General features: G+C 62.6%; 14 protein-coding genes and 2 pseudogenes. 13 read left to right on the top strand and 3 right to left on the bottom strand.

Annotation, left to right across the window (positions count from 1 at the left end; translation table 11 throughout):
* Positions 1–382: 382 nt before the first annotated feature.
* The 7 genes and pseudogenes from istA to JYG37_RS34955 form a co-directional block, all read left to right on the top strand.
* Positions 383–1,879 (top strand): IS21 family transposase, encoded by a 1,497-nt coding sequence (gene istA / locus JYG37_RS33700; RefSeq protein ID WP_124618155.1) that lies wholly within the window; start codon positions 383–385, stop codon positions 1,877–1,879.
* On the top strand, positions 1,876–2,697 hold the full coding sequence (gene istB / locus JYG37_RS33695) for an IS21-like element helper ATPase IstB (protein WP_213345850.1): 822 nt from the start codon (positions 1,876–1,878) through the stop codon (positions 2,695–2,697). Before istA ends, istB begins: the two co-directional genes overlap by 4 nt.
* Before the next feature lie 365 nt (positions 2,698–3,062).
* Positions 3,063–4,043 (top strand): hypothetical protein, encoded by a 981-nt coding sequence (locus JYG37_RS33690; RefSeq protein ID WP_124631880.1) that lies wholly within the window; start codon positions 3,063–3,065, stop codon positions 4,041–4,043.
* Positions 4,044–4,500: 457 nt separating this feature from the next.
* A complete protein-coding gene (locus JYG37_RS33685; protein WP_160300524.1) occupies positions 4,501–9,117 on the top strand; it encodes an RHS repeat-associated core domain-containing protein in 4,617 nt (1,538 codons plus the stop codon).
* Positions 9,118–9,134: 17 nt separating this feature from the next.
* On the top strand, positions 9,135–9,536 hold the full coding sequence (locus tag JYG37_RS33680; RefSeq protein WP_050016129.1) for a hypothetical protein: 402 nt from the start codon (positions 9,135–9,137) through the stop codon (positions 9,534–9,536).
* Between the two features lie 60 nt (positions 9,537–9,596).
* Positions 9,597–9,719 (top strand): annotated as a pseudogene (locus tag JYG37_RS33675) (H-NS family nucleoid-associated regulatory protein); the annotation flags it as partial.
* Positions 9,720–9,839: 120 nt separating this feature from the next.
* Positions 9,840–10,263, top strand: a pseudogene (locus JYG37_RS34955) (ISNCY family transposase); the annotation flags it as partial.
* 93 nt (positions 10,264–10,356) lie between these two features.
* On the opposite strand, the gene JYG37_RS35200 reads toward JYG37_RS34955, so the two are convergent.
* From JYG37_RS35200 to JYG37_RS33665, 3 genes are all read right to left on the bottom strand, one after another.
* Positions 10,357–10,803 carry a site-2 protease family protein gene (locus JYG37_RS35200; RefSeq protein WP_221624147.1) on the bottom strand — a complete coding sequence of 149 codons (447 nt, stop codon included), beginning with the start codon at positions 10,801–10,803 and terminating at the stop codon, positions 10,357–10,359.
* Positions 10,804–10,938: 135 nt separating this feature from the next.
* Positions 10,939–11,208 (bottom strand): hypothetical protein, encoded by a 270-nt coding sequence (locus tag JYG37_RS33670; RefSeq protein ID WP_050016127.1) that lies wholly within the window; start codon positions 11,206–11,208, stop codon positions 10,939–10,941.
* Positions 11,209–11,711: 503 nt separating this feature from the next.
* Positions 11,712–12,626 (bottom strand): helix-turn-helix domain-containing protein, encoded by a 915-nt coding sequence (locus JYG37_RS33665; protein ID WP_050016122.1) that lies wholly within the window; start codon positions 12,624–12,626, stop codon positions 11,712–11,714.
* A gap of 325 nt (positions 12,627–12,951) precedes the next feature.
* Between JYG37_RS33665 and JYG37_RS33660 the strand changes: the two genes are divergently transcribed.
* The 6 genes from JYG37_RS33660 to JYG37_RS33635 all read left to right on the top strand — a co-directional run bounded on the left by JYG37_RS33660 (position 12,952) and on the right by JYG37_RS33635 (position 19,043).
* Positions 12,952–14,025 carry a porin gene (locus JYG37_RS33660; RefSeq protein WP_089490218.1) on the top strand — a complete coding sequence of 358 codons (1,074 nt, stop codon included), beginning with the start codon at positions 12,952–12,954 and terminating at the stop codon, positions 14,023–14,025.
* Between the two features lie 104 nt (positions 14,026–14,129).
* Complete coding sequence (locus JYG37_RS33655; RefSeq protein ID WP_011660795.1) at positions 14,130–14,453, top strand: hypothetical protein; 324 nt, start codon at positions 14,130–14,132, stop codon at positions 14,451–14,453.
* A 151-nt stretch (positions 14,454–14,604) separates the two neighbouring features.
* Positions 14,605–15,852: an MFS transporter gene (locus JYG37_RS33650; protein WP_050016119.1), complete on the top strand. Its 1,248-nt coding sequence runs from the start codon at positions 14,605–14,607 to the stop codon at positions 15,850–15,852.
* Positions 15,853–15,890: 38 nt separating this feature from the next.
* Positions 15,891–16,757 (top strand): dihydroorotate dehydrogenase electron transfer subunit, encoded by an 867-nt coding sequence (locus JYG37_RS33645; protein WP_213346789.1) that lies wholly within the window; start codon positions 15,891–15,893, stop codon positions 16,755–16,757.
* On the top strand, positions 16,750–17,727 hold the full coding sequence (locus tag JYG37_RS33640; protein ID WP_176016397.1) for a dihydroorotate dehydrogenase: 978 nt from the start codon (positions 16,750–16,752) through the stop codon (positions 17,725–17,727). Before JYG37_RS33645 ends, JYG37_RS33640 begins: the two co-directional genes overlap by 8 nt.
* Positions 17,727–19,043, top strand: coding sequence for a hydantoinase/carbamoylase family amidase (locus JYG37_RS33635; RefSeq protein WP_050016194.1), 1,317 nt, complete (start codon positions 17,727–17,729; stop codon positions 19,041–19,043). Before JYG37_RS33640 ends, JYG37_RS33635 begins: the two co-directional genes overlap by 1 nt.
* The last annotated feature ends 51 nt before the right edge of the window (positions 19,044–19,094 follow it).

Raw genomic sequence — 19,094 nt, 5'->3', positions numbered from 1 at the left:
GTCCCGCATTTCAGTTCCTGTGGTGTGTGAGATCGTGCCAGCGTTGCGAGGTACCGCTGACCCCGGACCAGAATTAATCCCGGTCGGACATGGAGATTTCCGGCCCCCAGCACGGCCGATCTATCGCGCAAGGTACAGGTAGCAACCAAACTCAGATTTGGCAAACCATTCTCCCGAGTTCGCTACAATTTTTCCGTAATCGCGTCGGAAGCAAACCAAATGTGCGCGGCGACAATCATTTTGGCCGGTATAGCGACAGAGGTTTTGGCCGGTGGGGAGAAGTCGGAGGCGGCGTAGCCGCCGGAGACTTCTCCCCCCCGGCGGCGCCGAGTCGGCCGGGTTCTACGATGGCTGATCAAATCAAGAAGAAGCGATCAGCCGCATGTCCGGAACCCGCATTACCGACCAACAGGTTCGCCTCTACATGTCCAAACGCAAACAACACTCTCAGGAGATCGCCGCCGCCAAGGCCGGCATCAGCGTGCGCAGTGCCCGGCGCATAGAACGAGAAGCCTCGCTGCCGTCCCAGAAGCCACGTCGCTACTGGCGCTCGCGCCCCGATCCGTTCGCCGACGTCTGGGACACCGAAGTCGTTCCGATGCTCATGAACGCACCGCAACTGCAGGCGATCACGATCCTGCGCAAGCTGCAGGACGATCATCCCGATCAGTATCCCGACAGCACACGCCGCACGCTCGAGCGGCGCGTCAGGCACTGGCGGGCAATGTCCGGCCCGCCGAAGGAAGTCTTCTTCCCGCAGCAGCATGAGCCCGGCGTGCGTGGCCTGTCGGACTTCACCGACATGGCTGAACTGCGCGTGACCATCGCCAGCGCGCCATTCGCTCATCGGCTGTACCACTTCGTGCTGGCCTTCTCGCACTGGGAATACGCCAATGTCGTCGAAGGCGGCGAGAGTTTCGAAGCGCTGTCCACGGGCCTGCAGAACGCGCTTTGGCAAGCCGGCGGTTGCCCGCGTGAACACCGCACCGACAGTCTGTCGGCGGCGTTCAAGAATCTGCAGGATGAAGAGGACTTCACGGTGCGCTACGCCGCGCTGCTCGAGCATTACGGCATGGTCGGCACGCGCAACAATCGCGGTCAGGGCCACGAGAACGGCAGCGTGGAGTCGTCGCATCGCTATCTGAAGGAGGCCGTCGATCAGGCGTTGATGTTGCGCGGGCACCGGGACTTCGCCGATCGCGCGGCTTACGACGAGTTTCTGCGCGAGATCGTCATGCGCCGCAACCGGCGCAACGCGGCGGCGTTCCGCCTGGAGCGCGAGCAGCTCATCGATCTACCGCTGCGGCGCACGACCGACTTCGTTGAGGAGGAAGCACGTGTCACACGCTGCAGCACCTTCACCGTGCGCGGCATCCTCTACAGCGCGCCGTCGCGACTGATCGGCCACCGCCTGAAGGTGCGGGTCTACGGCGACCGGCTCGACTGCTATCTGTCCGGCGCGCTGGTGCACAGCACCCCACGCGGCTCGCGTGCCGGCGACAACCGCCGCGCCCTCGATTACCGGCACTTCATCGAGGGCCTCAAGCGCAAGCCGCAGGCCTTCAAGGGACTCGCGTTTCGCGACGAGCTGTTTCCGCGTGAGGCCTATCGCCGGACGTGGGAACAGCTTGAGGCACGGCTGACGCAGCGCGACGCGTGCAAGACGATGGTCGGTCTGCTTGAGCTTGCCGCACTCGATGGCGTCGAAGCCGTGCTGGCCGCACGCCTCAACGCATTGCTGGTGGACGGCAGGTTGCCGGATCTCAAGGCGTTGCGCGAGGAATTTGCGCCGCGCCAGGTCGACTGCCCGGTGGTCAATGTCGAGATTCCGCCTGCAAGCTGCTATGACGCGCTGCTGGGCAAGCAGGTGGCAGCATGAATACGCCCGCTTACGATGCCGGCCGTCTGGCCCTGATGCTCAATGAATTGCGCCTGCCGACCATCGCTCGCCTGTGGCCCGAGTTTGCCCAACGCTCCGACAAGGAAGGCTGGCAGGCCACACGACTGCTCGGTGCACTGCTTGAGCACGAACTCGCCGAGCGCGCCAAGCGGCGCATCGAACGACACCGCACCGAGTCCCATCTGGATCCGACCAAGACACTGGCCACCTTCGACTTCGGCATGGTGCCGATGGTCTCCAAAGCCCACGTGATGGCACTGGCTACCGGCGATTCGTGGCTCGAGAAGGGCGCCACCGTGCTCCTGTTCGGCCCGCCCGGGGTCGGCAAGAGTCACCTTGCGGCAGCCATCGGACACGCGCTGATCGACGCCGGTTACCGCGTGCTGGCCACGCGGACCAGTGAGTTCGTGCAGAAACTGCAGGCTGCGCGTCAGAGCCTGCAATTGCCGTCAGCGCTCGCCAAACTCGATCGCTTCGACCTGATCATCCTGGACGACCTGTCGTACGCCCGCAAGGATCAGGCCGAAACCAGCGTGCTGTTCGAACTGATCGCCGAAAGATACGAGCGCCGCAGCCTTCTGATTACGGCCAACCAGCCGTTCTCGGGCTGGAACGACGTGTTTCCGGATCCCGGCATGACCGTCGCCGCAATCGACCGGCTCGTCCATCACTCGACGATCTTCGAGATGAACGTCGAAAGCTACCGCCGCCGCACGGCCAGCGACAAACAGACCAGCCGGCGCCGACAATCATCCAGCGACAATCATCAGGAAGGAGCGACAAACATGGCCGAATAACCACCGACAATCACCCGGTCGACCGGCCAAGATGGTTGTCGGTAAACCGGCCAAGCTGCTTGACGCTATCTACCAAATGTCCGCCCCGGCAATATCTGGAAAATTCTGGCCTTCCTGTCCGCCCAGGCACAACATGGGAATTTCTCCAATTTTGGACTAGACTATTTCTTGGACTAGGGTCCCACTTAGAATCATAATCAACACAAATCCTGCTCCGCTTGTTACTGGCCAGCAACGGAGAGGCAGGCGCCCGCAGTTTAGACATAAACACAACTGAGACGGATGTGAAATTTCGCCGCGCCCACACACGGCGGATCGCATTAATCTCTCTCACCACTAACGTTGTGCGGCACGGGGAATCGAATATGACATCACGTCTTTTCGCGACTATCGGCTCTCTTATTTTTCTCATCGCGGGTGCCGGCCCATCCGTGGGACAAGCACAATGTACGCTGCCAAACCAGTTGGTCAACGGCCAGACTGCTGACGCGTCTAAGGTGATGGATAATTTCAATACGGTGGCGGGTTGCGCGAATGCCGCCGTGGCGTCTTCAGGTGCTCCCGTGAGCGGGAATTTGGCGGTATTTTCTGGCCCCAAGTCCATCACCAGCGGCGACCTGTCCGGCGATTGCTCCACATCGGGGACGACGACCCTAACCTGCAACAAGGCATCCTCGGCGCAGTTCGGTGTCACCAAAGTCGACGGACACACCATTGTATCGAGCGGTGGTGTTATATCGGCCACTGGCGGGAACGCTGTTGAGGCTGCACGGACGCTTCCGAAGATCGCTCAATTCACCTGGAATAACCAAGGTTCAGCAGTCGCGACAGACGGCAAGGCATCTCTCATCCTCAATCCAGTCAATGCGACATCCAATGTTGAATCGCTCGAGCAGCCTGCACCAGACGCGCCATGGGACGTCTATATGCGCATCGAGGTGCCCGTTTTTCAGGCATCGAATAACCAAGCAGGCTTTTGGCTGCGTAATTCGTCGAACGGGCGGATGATATTTTTTGGTTACTACAATTCCGGCACAGCTTGGCCGGCCCAACTCATCGCGCAACGGTGGACGAATAACACCACTTGGTCCCAAACGCTGAGCGGCTTTCCAGCGTCGGCCGCAGCGTGGACACCCTGGCTCCGCGTGTCGAACGATGGAACAACACTCACGTTTTATGTCAGCTCGGACGGATACGATTGGGTTCCCGTGCCCGGAGGTTCTGAGCCACTTGGCACGTTCCTGACCGCACTTGGCGGGGGACTGGACATGGTGGGGCTTGGCGTCTGGGCACAAGGGCAATCCATCATGCTCGTTCAGTCGTTCAGCTTTACAGCACCGAACTGATAACCATCCAACCGTCGGAAATTGACCGTGATGATGCTCCGGTCAATCCTATTGGAGGCGGCGCATGTTCTCCAGAAATTGGCAACTCGCAATCTATTTCACGGTGATTGTCTTTGGTCTGTTCGGGAGCGTGCCCGTAGAAGCCGCGAGCGCCACCACGCAGTACACCTACGATCCGCTCGGACGAGTGACGACCGCGCTATACGACAATGGGATCTGCGTCGTCTATAGCTATGATGCCAACGGGAATCGGACCTCTCAAACCAATACTGCGGGCAATGGGGTGCCCCCAATGACGTGGGGGACCGGAGTATGGGGTTGCGTACCCTGGACACCCTCCTAACCCTACTTGCTTCGCTACTCCGTTTGCCAAACGGAAGACATTGCCTTCAGATAACGGCTGCATAGCCGCCGTTTCCGGACAAGACATCCGAGGTTGGGTATGAGAATAACGAATATGCGATACGTCGTCGCGCTCCTCGCCACAGTCTTTGCACTCTTGCCGCTCGCGGGCCACGGGCAATCGCACCCGGAGCAAGTTTTGCCAGGGGGAATCCAATCTGGCGGCTCCGATGCCATTCGCGTCGCGGGCTTGGCCGAGCCGCTTGTACGCGCTGGCGCTACAACACCGACCGAAGATGGTGCGTTGTCGAACGCATTGTCGACGTATCGGGCCCGCAGCGAGCCAGATGACATCCGCAGTTTGACGACGTTTCTCGCGCACTATCCACACTCCGGCTGGGCACCGGCCATCTACGCGAATTTGGGCTTTGCCTATCTGCACGATGGCTTCTTATCGAAGGCGATCGACGCCTGGCAGCAGGCATGGGCGCTCGGCAAGCGGGCGAACGATCCGCAAGCCAAGGCGGTTGTCGATCGCGCGGGTGCTGAGCTTGCCGCGTTGTATGCGTCGCTGGGCCAAATGCAAAACCTGTCGAATCTCTTCGATGACATGGGCGACCGTGCGATCGCGGGATCCGCGACCGAGCGAATCCAACAGGCACATGAGCAACTGGCTCTGGTGAACAAGGATCCGCGGCACCTATTCAATTGCGGCCCGGTCGCGCTGAGGCTGATGATCCTCTCGCGTAACTCGCACAATCGGCAAGCAGACCGGCTGCAATACTACCGAGCGGGCTCAAACGGGACGAATCTGGCGGAGCTCGAGCAGCTCGCCGGCAACGCGAAGTTTGCGTCTCGTGTCGTGTACCGCCAACCAGGCCAAGCGGTTCCGGTGCCGTCGATTGTTCATTGGAAGGTCGGACATTATGGGGCGATCCTTGGTCGCGCCAATGGCCGGTATCACGTGCAGGATCCTGTGTTCCCTGGTGACGGTCTATGGGCAAAAGACAAGGCTCTTGATGCCGAAGCGAGCGGTTATTTCCTAATTCCATCTAGTACGCCGCTGCAGCCGGGATGGCGAGTTGTCGCCAAGGGTGAGGCCGAGTCCATTTGGGGAAAGGGGCCCACGAGCGCGACCCAACCGGGTGACGCCAACGATCCGACCGCCAACAACGGACCGAACAATTGCAATAGCCCGATGTGTGGCTATGACATCAAGGAAGGGACAGTCGGCGTTACGCTGTCGGACACCCCGGTCGGTTACGTGCCACCAATCGGCCCGTCGATGAAAGTGAAGGTGACGTACAACCAGCGCGAAGACAGCCAGCCCGCCAATTTCACATTCTTCAACGTTGGTCAGAAGTGGACATTGAATTGGCTAACCTACGTGACTGACGACCCGACAAATGCGGGCGGGAACGTGTCACGCTACCTTCCCGGCGGAGGAGCGTACTACTATACCGGGTACAGTGCTGGCACTGGACGCTTCACTCAGCAGAGTGATGACGGCTCGATACTGCTGCTGGCATCGCAATCGCCCATCACCTACCGTCGCATGCTCGCGAACGGCGGCGTCGAAGTTTACTCGCAGTCCAATGGTAGCGCCGCGTATCCGCGGAGAATCTTCCTGAGCCAAGTGATTGACCCGCAGGGGAATGTGGTCACGCTCAACTATGACAGTAGTCTGCGATTGACATCGATTACGGATGCGACGGGTAGGCAAACAACGTTCGCATATGGACGGCCCTCGTCGCCGTTGGCTGTCACCCAAATTACCGATCCGTTCGGGCGCAGTGCAATTCTGCGTTACGACAACTCTGGCCGGCTCACCTCGATTACAGACGTCATCGGATTAACTTCGAGTTTCGGCTACGACGCCAACTCACTGATTAACAAAATGACGACGCCTTACGGCACGACGAGTTTTTCGTATACGGCGCCGACCTCGAGTGGGCCACCGAGATTCGTCGATGTAACGGATCCGTTAGGCTATCACGAGAGGGAGGAGTGGGTGGAGCCGGCCTCGATACCGGACAGCGATCCGGCTGCCACCGTGCCGCAGGGTATGCCGATTACCTTGACCAACCAGTATCTTTCGTATCGAAGCAGCTTCCATTGGGACAAGAGTGCATACGTCACGGCGGGGTGTACTCCGACGGGCGGCTGCGACTACACGAAGGCACGGGATACGCATTTTGCCCACGTGTCGGGCGGGGCCGCAACAAAGTCGACCACGATCGAGAGTATCAAATATCCGCTCGAGAATCGCATCTGGTTCGCCTATCCAGGGCAGACCCAGAGTATCGCCGCGGGAATCTACAGTAGCCCCATAGCGACTGGCCGCGTCCTGGATGACGGCTCAACCCAGCTGACGCAAGCGTCATATGACACTTCCGGCTTCTTCAACCAGATCCAATCGAGTGATGCAGTAGGCCGGGTAACTGGGTTCAGCATTCCAAACCAGATCGATCTAGCTGCAGTGGTGCAGACGACAGCTGGTGCTCGGACAACCGTTGACCAGTACACCTACAACTATCTGCACCGCCCGATCGTACATACAGATGCGGCGGGGCAGACGACGATTAGCGCGTATAACGCGGCGGGACAGTTGACCGCGAAGACTAACCCGCTTGGTCAGACAACGCGTTATCAATACGATCCGAACGGAAATCTGACATCGATTGTGAATGCCAACGGGGTAACCTCGGCATCCTATACGTACGATACGTTCAATCGCGTTGCGACTTTTACCGACTCTGAAGGCTGGCAAGTATCGTATAGCTACGACAATGCCGATCGTGTTACGCGGGTCACCTACCCCGATGGGACGTACAAGAGGTTCACATATGACAAGCTGGACCTTGTTTCATATTCCGATCGAATTGGTCGCGTCTGGCGCTATACCTACGATGCGAATCGTCGACGGACCTCGATAGTCGATCCGGGCGGTCAACAGACTCTTCTGAACTATGATCCAAGCGGGCGGCTTGTCAGCCGAACGGATCCCAAGGGTAACGTCACAAGCTGGGACTATGACGTGCAAGGCCGATTAACGACGAAAACCTACGCGGATACAAGCAAGGTCACCTATACCTACGAGAATACGACGAGTCGCGTGAAGTCAATTACCGACGCGCTCGGACAGACCAAGCAATTCAATTATGCGAAGGACAATGCGGTTACGGCGATCACATACACCGGTGCGGTAAATCCGACGCCGAACGTTTCGTTTTCCTACGATGCGTATTGGCCTCGCATCGTGTCGATGAGTGATGGTACGGGCACGAACCAGTATAGCTACGTGCCAGTCGGAACATACGGCGCACTCCAACGTCAGCAGGAGAGCACGCCGTTTGCGAGCGGGACAATCTCCTATGCTTATGACGCGCTCGGTAGATTGAGCAACCGAACAGTTGCAGGTGCGGGGCCAGAAACTTTCCAGTACGACGCGCTTGGTCGACCGGTGACCCATGCAAGTGATCTGGGTTCTTTCACACTTGGTTACCTCGGACAGACCCGTCAGATCGCGTCACGCCAGCTTGCGGGTGCCTCGCTCGGAACGACATGGAGTTATCTTCCGAATTCGGGTGATCGGCGTCTTTCCGGTGTCAATACGACCGGATTGTCGTCTGGCCAGTACACAACGTTTCAATATACGTCAAACGACGAGGACATGACGACGGGCACCACTCAAACGAGTGACGCAACGATTTCCTATCCGTCAAGCGCGACGACGCAGACAGCGAACTACAATACGCTCAACCAACTCACGACGCTGTCAAATCCGCCCGCAGCAAGCCAGCCTTTGACGTACGACGCCAACGGAAATCTCCTATCGGATGGAGGGCGCACGTATAGTTGGGACGCCGAGAACAGACTGGTCGCGATCGCGTATCCTGGCCAGTCTGGCAAGGCGACCAGTTTCACCTATGACGGGCTGGGACGCAGAACATCAATTAGCAGTACGCCCGCGGGCGCTGGCGGAACGGTAACGACTTCCTACATCTGGTGTGGTCTGCGTCCTTGTCAAGCAAGAGGCATCAGCAACGCCGTGACACGCGGCTACTACGCGGAGGGCGAATTCCAACCGGGGAGTCCGGCGCAATACGCCTATTACGGGGTCGATCAAATCGGATCAGTTCGACGGGCCTTTACGAGCGGTAGCGCACCGGCTTACGACTATGACGCATACGGTGCCGCGTTGCAATCGAATCCCCCCTTGACCGACTATGGATATGCGGGGATGTTCGCGAACGCGGATAGCGGTCTGTACCTGACAATGTTCCGCGCCTACGATCCCGTGACGGGGCGATGGCTCTCACGCGATCCGAGTGGCGAGACAAGCGACTCAGAAGGAAACCTGTACGCTTATGTCAGTGGGGATCCGGTGCAGTTCAGCGACCCGACGGGGTTGCAGGCAATTCCAATTCCCATTCTGCCGCCAATGCCTGCGCCGGGTTGCAGTCCTGATACAGGAGGTGTTCCGAACTGGTTCATGGATCTGTTTAATGGGCCGACGTTTAATAGGCCAAAAAATCCTCCCGATGAGGGTCCCGAGAATGGTTGGATTGAGGGGCCGCGTCGAGGACGTGAATACGGACCGGATGGCTTGCCACTGCGCGATTATGACAAACCGCATCAAGGCAATGAGGTCGACCATGTGCATGAGTGGCCGGGGGGAGAGCGCGAGGAGCCAGGGCGCCCTTATTCTCCATGGCCCCGCAGGCCATGACAAACAGGAGTTCACCAATGATCGATTTCTCTGATTTCGTAGAAGCGCATGTCACTGGGATCGTCCTGACCGAGGACGATAATGGTGTCAGCATTTCTTTCCGCGGACAAGCCAAGCAGCGTTTCACCCTAGTTGCGAAAGGAGTGGAGCGTTTTGTCGCTGAAAAGTTCCGCGACAAGAGCATCGTTGACAGGGCTTTTCTATGGGACTTAATGAGTGATCCGAATGACTATCGGACCTCGCTAGCGCTTCTGCTGTCAGGGGTACCCCGTGACCAAATGAATGAGGCCATCTGGCTACCGGCAGTTGAGCGCGAGATCGCTGCGATCAAGCGCGGCGAGAAAGTCTTCCTTGAAATCGAGCCTGTATATGGAGGTTGGATTGTTCTTCTGGCGAAGAGCGTAACCGTAAGTAGATAGACGCCTTCTGGTGTGACACCATGGCACGGGATGCCTTCATTCGCGGCGCCTCTGCACTTGCGTACTCCCTCCGTACCGAAATATCAGGATCCGAAGAGCGGCGCCACCTGGAGCGGTCTAGGCAAGCCGCCTTCGTGGATTGCCAAGGCCAGAAATCGAGACCGCTTCTTGATTCCGCAATGAATTCGAGCCGGCGGGTCACCTTCGGTAGCTCACCGAAATCCGGCGGCTCACAGCAGGGGCTGAACCATTCCTTTCCACACGCGCCCACTGTCTGCTGATTTCGTTAGGAATTCATTTTACATAATTGTATCTGGCGAATTTTTTGTTGTAGCAGCTAGATTGAAATGTCCGCTTTGGTGTGCGGCAGCACGGCTGGAGTTGACGACGCGGCAGGCTCGCCGGCTGGTCGCCCGGCTGCGTGAGCATGGCCCGGCGGATTTGGTGTCTGGACACCGAGCGAAGCCTGGCAATCGTCGCCTCGACCCGGGAGCCGCCGACCGGGCGCTGTCGTTCATCCCCGATCGCTACGCCGATTTTGGGCCGACGCCGGCCTGCGAGAAGCTCTTGGAATGCCACGGCATTCGGCTGGCCAAGGAAACCAGTCAGGAAGCTGATGACGGACGCTGGCTTGTGGATTCCGCGCCGGCAACGACCGCCGAAGGTGTATCAGCCGCGAGCGCGCCGGGCGTGCCTGGGCGAACTGATCCAGATCGATGGCAGCGACCGGGATCGGGGATGGCGACATAGCGATGCAGTTCGCCCTGGATTGCCGCGCCGTTATTGCCTTCGCTGACTGTGCGCGGGTTCCCAATCGCGCTCAGGGAGCTTTTTTGTACGCCAGCAGTCCCCGCATCGCCTCTCCATCTGACCAACGACCAATCTCTGGATGGCGCGTTGCGAGGTTCTCGAGCCCTGACAGAACGACAACAAGCAGGACCCCCGCTTGTGAGGCCGTCTGTCCCTGGAGAGGAAAGACGCAAACTACCGCCGCTGCCAGAAACGTTGCACCCACGCCTGCAGCGTACACCGCGACACGCCGTGGCCGGGATATCGGCAACCATTTGAATTCGACGTGACCGGTGAATGGTAACCAACCATGCAGGAGCCGGAAATTCGGGCCGAACTGAAGGACCAAGCGCTGCTTTCCACCACCAAGTCTGAGCTCCGAAACGGGTACGCCGAATGCGATCCCCATCAGCAGATGCCCAAGCTCATGGATGACCGTCGATACCGGAACGGAAAGCCAAGCTGAGGCCACTAACATAAGCGCAGGGTCACGGTAGGCCGGATAGAGGTCAGCTGCAGCCGCGCTTGCGTAGATAAGCGAAATTGTTAATACGGGTCCCTAGATGAAAGACCATATCCGACTGATTTTCCGTGCCGTTACTCCGTCCACCGGCTACATAACCCAGAAGTACGAAGCGGCAAGGAGGCCCAGCGCCACGCTGACGGTTGCGGAAGCGATCAAGACGATCCGATCGCGCTCTCTCAATGGACCGTCTTCGTTCCAGGCGGTTACGGTGAACACCGTTGCTGCGAGGTATGCAACAGTAAGCGTCAGAAAGGCCGCGATCCCGTTCTTCGGCATCGCGTGCCCCAGCATAGAGCCGATCGAGAACATCACAATGAATGTCGAAATCGGAAGTGTGAGCGCGATCAGGCGCGTCACGCCCCCGACCCGCGTCCGCCTTTTAGTGTTTTTTTAGTGTTCAGACTGGGGTAAGGGAAGTTTGGCTTTGGGGGCCGGAGTGCAAAGCCTTGCTGGCATTGCCTCGGTACACAGCCACAATTCAAAGTTAAATGAAACGTGATGATCGGGATGGTCCGTCGAGGTGCGCTGGAATTTGCCGAAGCGCCGGCTGGTTACGGCCATCGAGCGGGTGAGCCGCCGACGGTGGCCGAGCCTCTGTTCGAGACGCGGTTTTTATTGTCTTTTTAGTGTTCGTCGAGCCGCGTGATGAATCCGGACTTGGGCTTGCCGATCGAATCGGATCGGGATGTGAGCGTTGTTCGATCGCGGTCGCGCATCACGTCGGGCGGCCGATGCGCGTGTGGACGCGGAAGTTTGACGGTTTTTATGTAGAAACTTCAGGGGGCCAGGTCAGGAAGAACGGTGCAGGAACGCACGCGATGCGGGTCCACCGGACCGCGCATGGTCGATGCGACGCCGCACTACGCCCGGTCGAGCAGGTCGGCGAGCAGCCTGGCCCCGGCGGCCCCCTTCGTGGAATCGGTCCACAGCCGGTCGATCATCTTCCGGTACATCGCGACGGCATCCGCCGACGTGGTGATCGTCGCGATGCCGGTACGGATGTTCGGCAGCTCGCCGAGCCGGAACGGCGATACCGCGATATGCGCGCTGTCGTCGTCCTCGAAGATCTGGAAGGTCTCGTTCGGCAGGTTGTCGCTGACGATGCCGATACGCACGCCTTTCGCATCGTCCTCGAGCATCCCGACGATTCGCATCACTTCCCGGCGCGCCGCCAGTTTGCGCTCGAGCTGCACGCCCGGCGGCAGCCCGAGGCGGCCGACCAGGCCGTGGTGCAGGAACTGCTCGATCTGGCGCAGCCCGATCAGGCTCGTCACGTTCAGCGGTGCGCGTCGGAACGCGGCTTTCCGGTCCGCGAGGATCGCCATCACTTTCGACAGCGTCTGCCGCCACGCGGCATCGGTCAGCGACGGCGGGATGCTTTCCTCGAGCATCTGGCGCAGCCAGCCTTCGTAATCGTCGGAGGTCAGCAGGAACGAGAACGGATCGAAATGCGCGAAGATCCGCTGCGAGCGGCTCTCGATCTGCCGCATGCGCTCGAAATAGCTGATCGCCGAATCGTGATACTCGACCTCGACGCCCATCAGGTTCGCGAGCGACACGCCGAACAGCGCGGCGAGCCGCTCGAGCGTATCGATCTTGACGATCTCGCCACGTTCGAGCTTGTAGACCGCCGCGCGCGAGATGTTCAGGCGCTCGGCGACATCCTCGCTGCGCAACTCGGCAGCCATCCGGTACGCGCGCAAGCGCTCGCCAATGCTGTCGAAGTCGAAGCGCGCGCCGCGCAGACGTGTTTTTCGGGAACCGGCGGTGGACATGAAGTACCTCTAGGTGGCGGGTGAAAAATCGACAGACACCGGTTGCGCGACCGCGCCGCCATCCTGCCGGGGGCATCGCGAAGATCGATGTTTGTCTATTTTTTTGTATCGGGTATTTTAACGTAGCCGACGACGGATGCTCGCACACCCGCGGCTTGCGCTCGTCTTGTGCGCGGTAACGGCCTGCGACCGGCCCGTGTCCGTGCGCGGGCACGCCGTCTAAATATTTGGACGAACGGCGCGCGCGCAGACGTGTCGGCGATAGAGGCATCGCACCTTCCAGACATTCCCACGTGCCGGCCCATTGCGCCGGGAGGAGAAAAGCATGACGTTGCGCACCCCGTGCGCCCGATTTCGGGCAGGATTCCTGATGGCCGGCGCGGCAGGCGCCATTGGCATCGCGCCGCTCGCGCACGCGCAGTCGAGCGTGACGCTGTACGGCGTTGCCGACGCTTTCGTCGGTTCGGTGAAGCAACCCGGCGCTCGCACGGCGCTCGTGCAGTCGGGCGGCGGGATGACGACGTCGTTCTGGGGCCTCGGCGGCAGCGAGGATCTCGGCAACGGCAACAAGGCGTTCTTCGTGCTCGAAAGCTACTTTCAACCGCAAAGCGGCGCGTACGGCCGCTACGCCGGGGACAGCCTGTTTTCGCGCAATGCGTACGCGGGATTGCAGACGCGGTTCGGCCAGCTTCGTCTTGGCCGGATCACGACGCCGCTGTATCTCGCGACGATCCAGTTCAACCCGCTGTTCAATTCGTACACGTTCTCGCCGATGATCTTCCACACGTTCAAGGGCGTGGGCGCCGAGGGCGTGGTCGGCGATTCGGCGTGGAACAACGCGCTCGCCTATACGAGCCCGACGTTCGGCGGCTTCAATGCGGGGCTGCTGTATGCACTCGGCAATACGGCCGGCCGGAACGGCGCCAAGAAATGGAGCGTCAACGCGAACTACGCGCGCGGCGCGTTCGCGGCCGCCGTGGTCTTCCAGTACGTGAATTTCAGCGCGACGCCTGGCGATCTCGACGGCGCGCTCGCCGCGGCGCCGGGCCTGTCGAGCCAGCGCACGGTGCAGGTCGGCGCGTGGTACGACTGGCGTGTCGTGAAGCTGTTCGCGCAGTACATGAACGTCGCGAACCGCGCGCAGCGCGGCAACTTCCACGGCGATACGCTGCAGGCCGGCGTCAGCGTGCCGATCGGCGTGGGTTCGCTGCTGGCGAGCTACGCGTATACGCATTCGGGCGGGGCGCTCGCCGACGGTGCGCATCGCAGCACCGGTGCGCTCGGCTACGACTATCTGCTGTCGAAGCGCACCGACCTCTATTCGGCGATCAAGGTCGATCACGTCGGCGGGCTATCGACCGGCATCACGTACGGCGCGGGCCTGCGCACGCGTTTCTGACGCAGGCATCGCGATGCGAGACTTCGCGGTTTACCCCGATACATCGGACGCTTGCATTCCGTTTTTGATGCGGGTAGTCTAAATATTTAGACGAGGAGGAAAGCATGAACCTTATGGACGCCACGCAGTGGCTGGCACAGGACGTCGTCGGCTTTTCCGACATTCACCGGTTCGCAACGCGCTGCCGGGACGCGGCGGCGCCGCACGGGCGGGAATCGGCGGCGCTGGTGCTGCTCGCACAGGCGGCCGCGACGTTCGCCGAACGGCAGGAGGGCGTGGCGGTCTGCACGGAGACGGTGCAGGCGTTTCTCGCCGAACTGCGCGAGCACGCGCGGCGGCTGAGCGATGCGAGCGGGCGCTCGGACGACGCGCTGCTCGCGGCGCTCAACGGCTTCGCCGCGCAGGTGTCGAAGGAACTGGTCGTCTGATGCGCGACGCCGGCGCGAATCTGCCCGGGCCGCGCCCTTAAGCTGTGCGATGCCGACGATCGGGTCGCGGTCAGTTCGTCTAGAAAAAACGACAAACGACCGCGAAACGGACCGCCGGCATCGATATTTCCTCCTCACGATACGGACAATCATGGAAGCGAACCTTCGATCCTCCGCGGCCGCGCCCGCCGGCGCACCGCCCGAACGGGTGTCGCGCTACGCGTGGAAAGTGCTGGCCGGCTCGGCCATCGGCTATGCGATGGACGGCTTCGACCTGCTGATCCTCGGCTTCATGCTGCCGGCAATTTCGGCGTCGCTGCAGCTCGGCGCGCAGCAGGCGGGGGCGCTCGTCACGTGGACGCTGGTCGGCGCGGTCGCGGGCGGCGTGATTTTCGGCACGCTCAGCGATCGCTACGGCCGCGTACGCGTGCTGACCTGGACGATCCTGCTTTTCGCGGTGTTCACCGGGCTATGCGCGTTCGCACAGGGCTTCTGGGATCTGCTCGCGTACCGGACCATCGCCGGCATCGGCCTCGGCGGCGAATTCGGTATCGGCATGGCGCTCGCGGCCGAAGCGTGGCCTGCAGCCAAGCGCGCCCGCGTGTCGTCGTACGTGGCGCTCGGCTGGCAGAGCGGCGTGCTCGCGGCGTCGCTGCTGACGCCGCTGCTGCTGCAGAGCGTCGGCTGGCGCGGCATGTTCGCGATCGGCGTGCTGCCCGCGATCGTCGCCTGGGTGCTGCGCAACAAGCTGCACGAGCCGGAAGTGTTCGTCCGGAGCCAGCAGCCGGCGCGCACGGGCGCGCGTTTCCGGCTGCTGTTCGCCGATGCGCGCACGACCCGCACGAGCATCGGCATCGTCGTGCTGTGCGCGGTGCAGAACTTCGGCTACTACGGGATCATGATCTGGATGCCGACGTTCCTGTCGAAGCAGCTCGGCTTCTCGCTGACGAAATCCGGAGTGTGGACCGCGGTGACCGTGCTCGGGATGATGGCCGGCGTCTGGCTGTTCGGACACCTGGCCGACCGGATCGGCCGCAAGCCGACGTTCCTGCTGTACCAGCTCGGCGCGGTGGCGATGGTATTCGTGTATTCGCGGCTGACGGACCCGGCCACGATGCTGTGGGCTGGCGCGCTGATGGGCATGTTCGTGAACGGCATGGTCGGCGGCTACGGCACGCTGATGTCCGAAGCGTATCCGACCGCGGTGCGGGCGACCGCGCAGAACGTGCTGTGGAACGTCGGCCGTGCGATCGGCGGGCTCGGGCCGCTCGTCGTCGGCGCGCTCGCCGCGCGCTATTCGTTTCAGATCGCGATCGCGATGCTGGCCGCGCTTTACGTGCTCGACATGATCGTCACGGTCACGCTGATTCCGGAACTGAAGGACCGCGCGCTCGACTGACGCGCGTGCCTCCGCCCAACCGTAACGAGGAGAGAACGATGGACGTGATCGACGGGGCGCGCGCCTGCGCGCAGCCGTGGGCGGCCACGGTCGCCACGCACGCGTGCGACGTGGTCGCGCATCGCGCGGTGAACCGGCGCTATCGCTATCTGCGCGTGCGCGGCGACGCACCGCTCGCGAGCGTCACGCAGGCCGGCCAGTTCTATCAGCTCGTCTGCCCCGTCAGCGATCTGCATCGGCCATTCCTGCCGCGCCCGATGAGCGTGTACGGCGTCGGCCCCGGCGCTGGCGAAATCGAGTTCCTGTACAACGTCACCGGCGAAGGCACGCGTGCGCTCGCGCAGCTCGGCGTCGGCGCGCGGCTGTCGATCGTCGGGCCGCTCGGTCGCCCGTTCACGCTCGACGCCGATGCGCGACGGCTGCTGCTCGTCGCGCGCGGCGTCGGTCTCGCGACGATGGCGCCGCTCGTGCAGCGCGCGGCGCGGGCGGGCCTCGCGCTGACGGTCGTGATGTCGGCGCGCACGCCGGACGACCTGATGACCGCGGAATTCCTGCGCGGCGCGCCGGCCGACGTGCATGCGGTGTTCGACAGCGACGGCTCGTCGGCGGTCGCGAACGTGGACGCGCTGCTGCGCGCGAGAATCGCGCGCGATCGGCCGGACGCGGTCTACACGTGCGGCTCGCAACGGTTGCTCGCGCTGCTGCAGCGCGTGCTCGCCGACCATCCGTCGATGCGCGGCGAGGTCGCGCTCGAGCAGCGGATGGCATGCGGGATGGGCGTCTGTCTGTCGTGCGTGCGGATGTTCGACGACGGCGCGACCCGCGCATTCCGGCGCGTGTGCCGCGAGGGCCCGGTATTCGCGATTCGCGACGTGGTGACGGAGGGGGAGGTGGAAGTTGGCTGACCTGAGCGTACGCGTGGGCGAACTGCGCCTGCGCAATCCCGTGATGCCGGCATCCGGCTGTTTCGCGATCGAGTATCGCGATGCGCTCGACCTGACCGGGCTCGGCGCGCTCGTGATCAAGAGCGTGTCGCCCGTCAGCCGCCCGGGTAACCCGACGCCGCGTGTCGCCGACGCGGGTGACGGCATGTTGAATTCGATCGGCATTCCGAGCCGCGGCATCGACGACTATCTCGAACACGTGCTGCCCGCGTACACGGGCCACGGCACGCCGGTCGTCGCGTCGGTGTCCGCCGATACGGCGGACGCGTTCGCGCGCGCGTGCGAGGCGCTGTCGCGGCCGGACGTCGCGGCGATCGAGGCGAACATCTCGTGCCCGAATCTCGAGGCGGACGGCATGGCGTTCGGGATGGACGCGGGCATGACGTGGCAGGTCGTCGACGCGATCCGCATGCGCACCGGGCATCCGCTGTGGGTGAAGCTGACGCCGAACGCGGGCAACATCGCGAAGATCGCGCAAGCGGCACAGGACGCGGGCGCCGACGCGATCGTGATGGGCAACACGGTGCTCGGCATGTCGATCGACGTGCGCACGCGCCGGCCGTCGCTCGGCAACGTGATGGGCGGCCTGTCCGGGCCGTCGATCAAGCCGATCGCGCTGCGGCTCGTCCACCAGTGCTATCGCGCCGTGTCGATTCCGGTGATCGGCTGCGGCGGCATCCGGAGCGCCGCCGACGCCATCGAGTTCCTGCTCGCCGGCGCGAGCGCGGTGCAGGTGGGCACGGCGTCGTTCCGCGATCCGGGCGTGATGCGCACGATCATCGACGGGCTCGAGCAGTTTTGCGCGGACGAGGGCGTCGGCGCGATCGCGTCGCTGACCGGGCAGGTCAGGCTCGACGCGGCGCTGAGCGAGCGCTGGCAGCGCTTTTGCGCGGCGCCGGCGCGCGCGCGCGGCACGACGGCGGGGGCGTGATGAACGCGCATACCGACAGGCCGGACGCGCCAGCGGACCTCGACGTGCACGACGCGGCGGCGCTGCCGCTTGCCGAACTGACGGCGCTCGCCGAGCAGTGGTTCGACGAGATCCGCGTGCTGTCGGCGGACGGCGTCGGCGTCACGCGCGAGAGCTACGGCGACAGCGAAACGGCGGCCGCGCAGCGGCTGGCGGCGCACGCCGAACGCGAGGGCATCGCGGTGCGCGTGGACCGTGCGGCCAACCTGGTCTTCAGCCTGCCCGACGCGGACCCGCATGCGCGTGCGATCTGGGTCGGCTCGCATCTCGACTCGGTGCCGCATGGCGGCAACTACGACGGGCTCGCGGGCATCGTCGCGGGGCTGCTGTGCCTCGTCGCGCAACGGCGCGGCGGCCGCGCGTCGCCGCACCCGTTGAACGTGATCGCGCTGCGCGGCGAAGAGAGCGCCTGGTTCGGCAAGGCCTACATGGGATCGAGCGCGCTGTTCGGCCGGCTGACGCCGGACGATCTCGCGATGAAGCATCGCAGCACCGGCCGCCCGCTGGCCGATTGCATGGCGGCGGCGGGCGTCGACATCGACGCGGTGCGGGCGCGCAAGCCGCTGTTCGACGTGCGGCGCGCGCATGCGTATCTGGAGCTCCACATCGAGCAGGGGCCCGTGATGGTCGCGCGCGGGCTGCCGGTCGCGGTCGTGTCCGGCATTCGCGGCAACGTGCGGCACAACTCCATCAGCTGCATCGGCGAGGCCGGCCACTCCGGCGCGGTGCCGCGCGACCTGCGGCACGACGCGATCTTCGCGGTCGCCGAGCTGATCACGCGGCTCGACGAGCACTGGCGCCGGCTGCTCGAACGCAACATCGATCTCGTCGTGACGACCGGCATCGTGTCGACCGACCAGGACGAGCATTCGATTTCGCGGATTCCCGGCCAGGTGCATTTCAGCTTCGAGGCGCGCAGCGAGAGCACGGAGACGCTCGACGTCTTCCACGAATTGCTGATCGCCGAATGCAATTCGATCGCGCGCGAGCGTGGCGTGCGATTCGATTTCGACCGGCGGTTGGCGAGCGCGCCGGCGCGGATGGATGCCACCCTGCGCGCCGCACTTGCCGACGCGTGCACGCGGCTCGACGTGCCGTATGCGACGCTGCCGAGCGGCGCGGGCCACGACGCGGCGCTGTTCGCGAACGCGGGCGTGCCAAGCGGGATGCTGTTCGTGCGCAACGATCACGGGTCGCACAACCCGCACGAGGCGATGTCGATCGATGATTTCATGCTGGGCGTGCGCGTGCTCGCCGACACGATTGCGCGGCTGTGACCGGCAATACGGGAAGCGACGGGAAGCGATGGCGGCCGACGCGCCGTGGAG

Origin of the sequence: Burkholderia sp. LAS2 (genome assembly GCF_018417615.1) — a bacterium.
Classification (GTDB): Bacteria; Pseudomonadota; Gammaproteobacteria; order Burkholderiales; family Burkholderiaceae; genus Burkholderia; species Burkholderia sola.
This window is presented reverse-complemented; position numbering and strand designations above follow the sequence as displayed.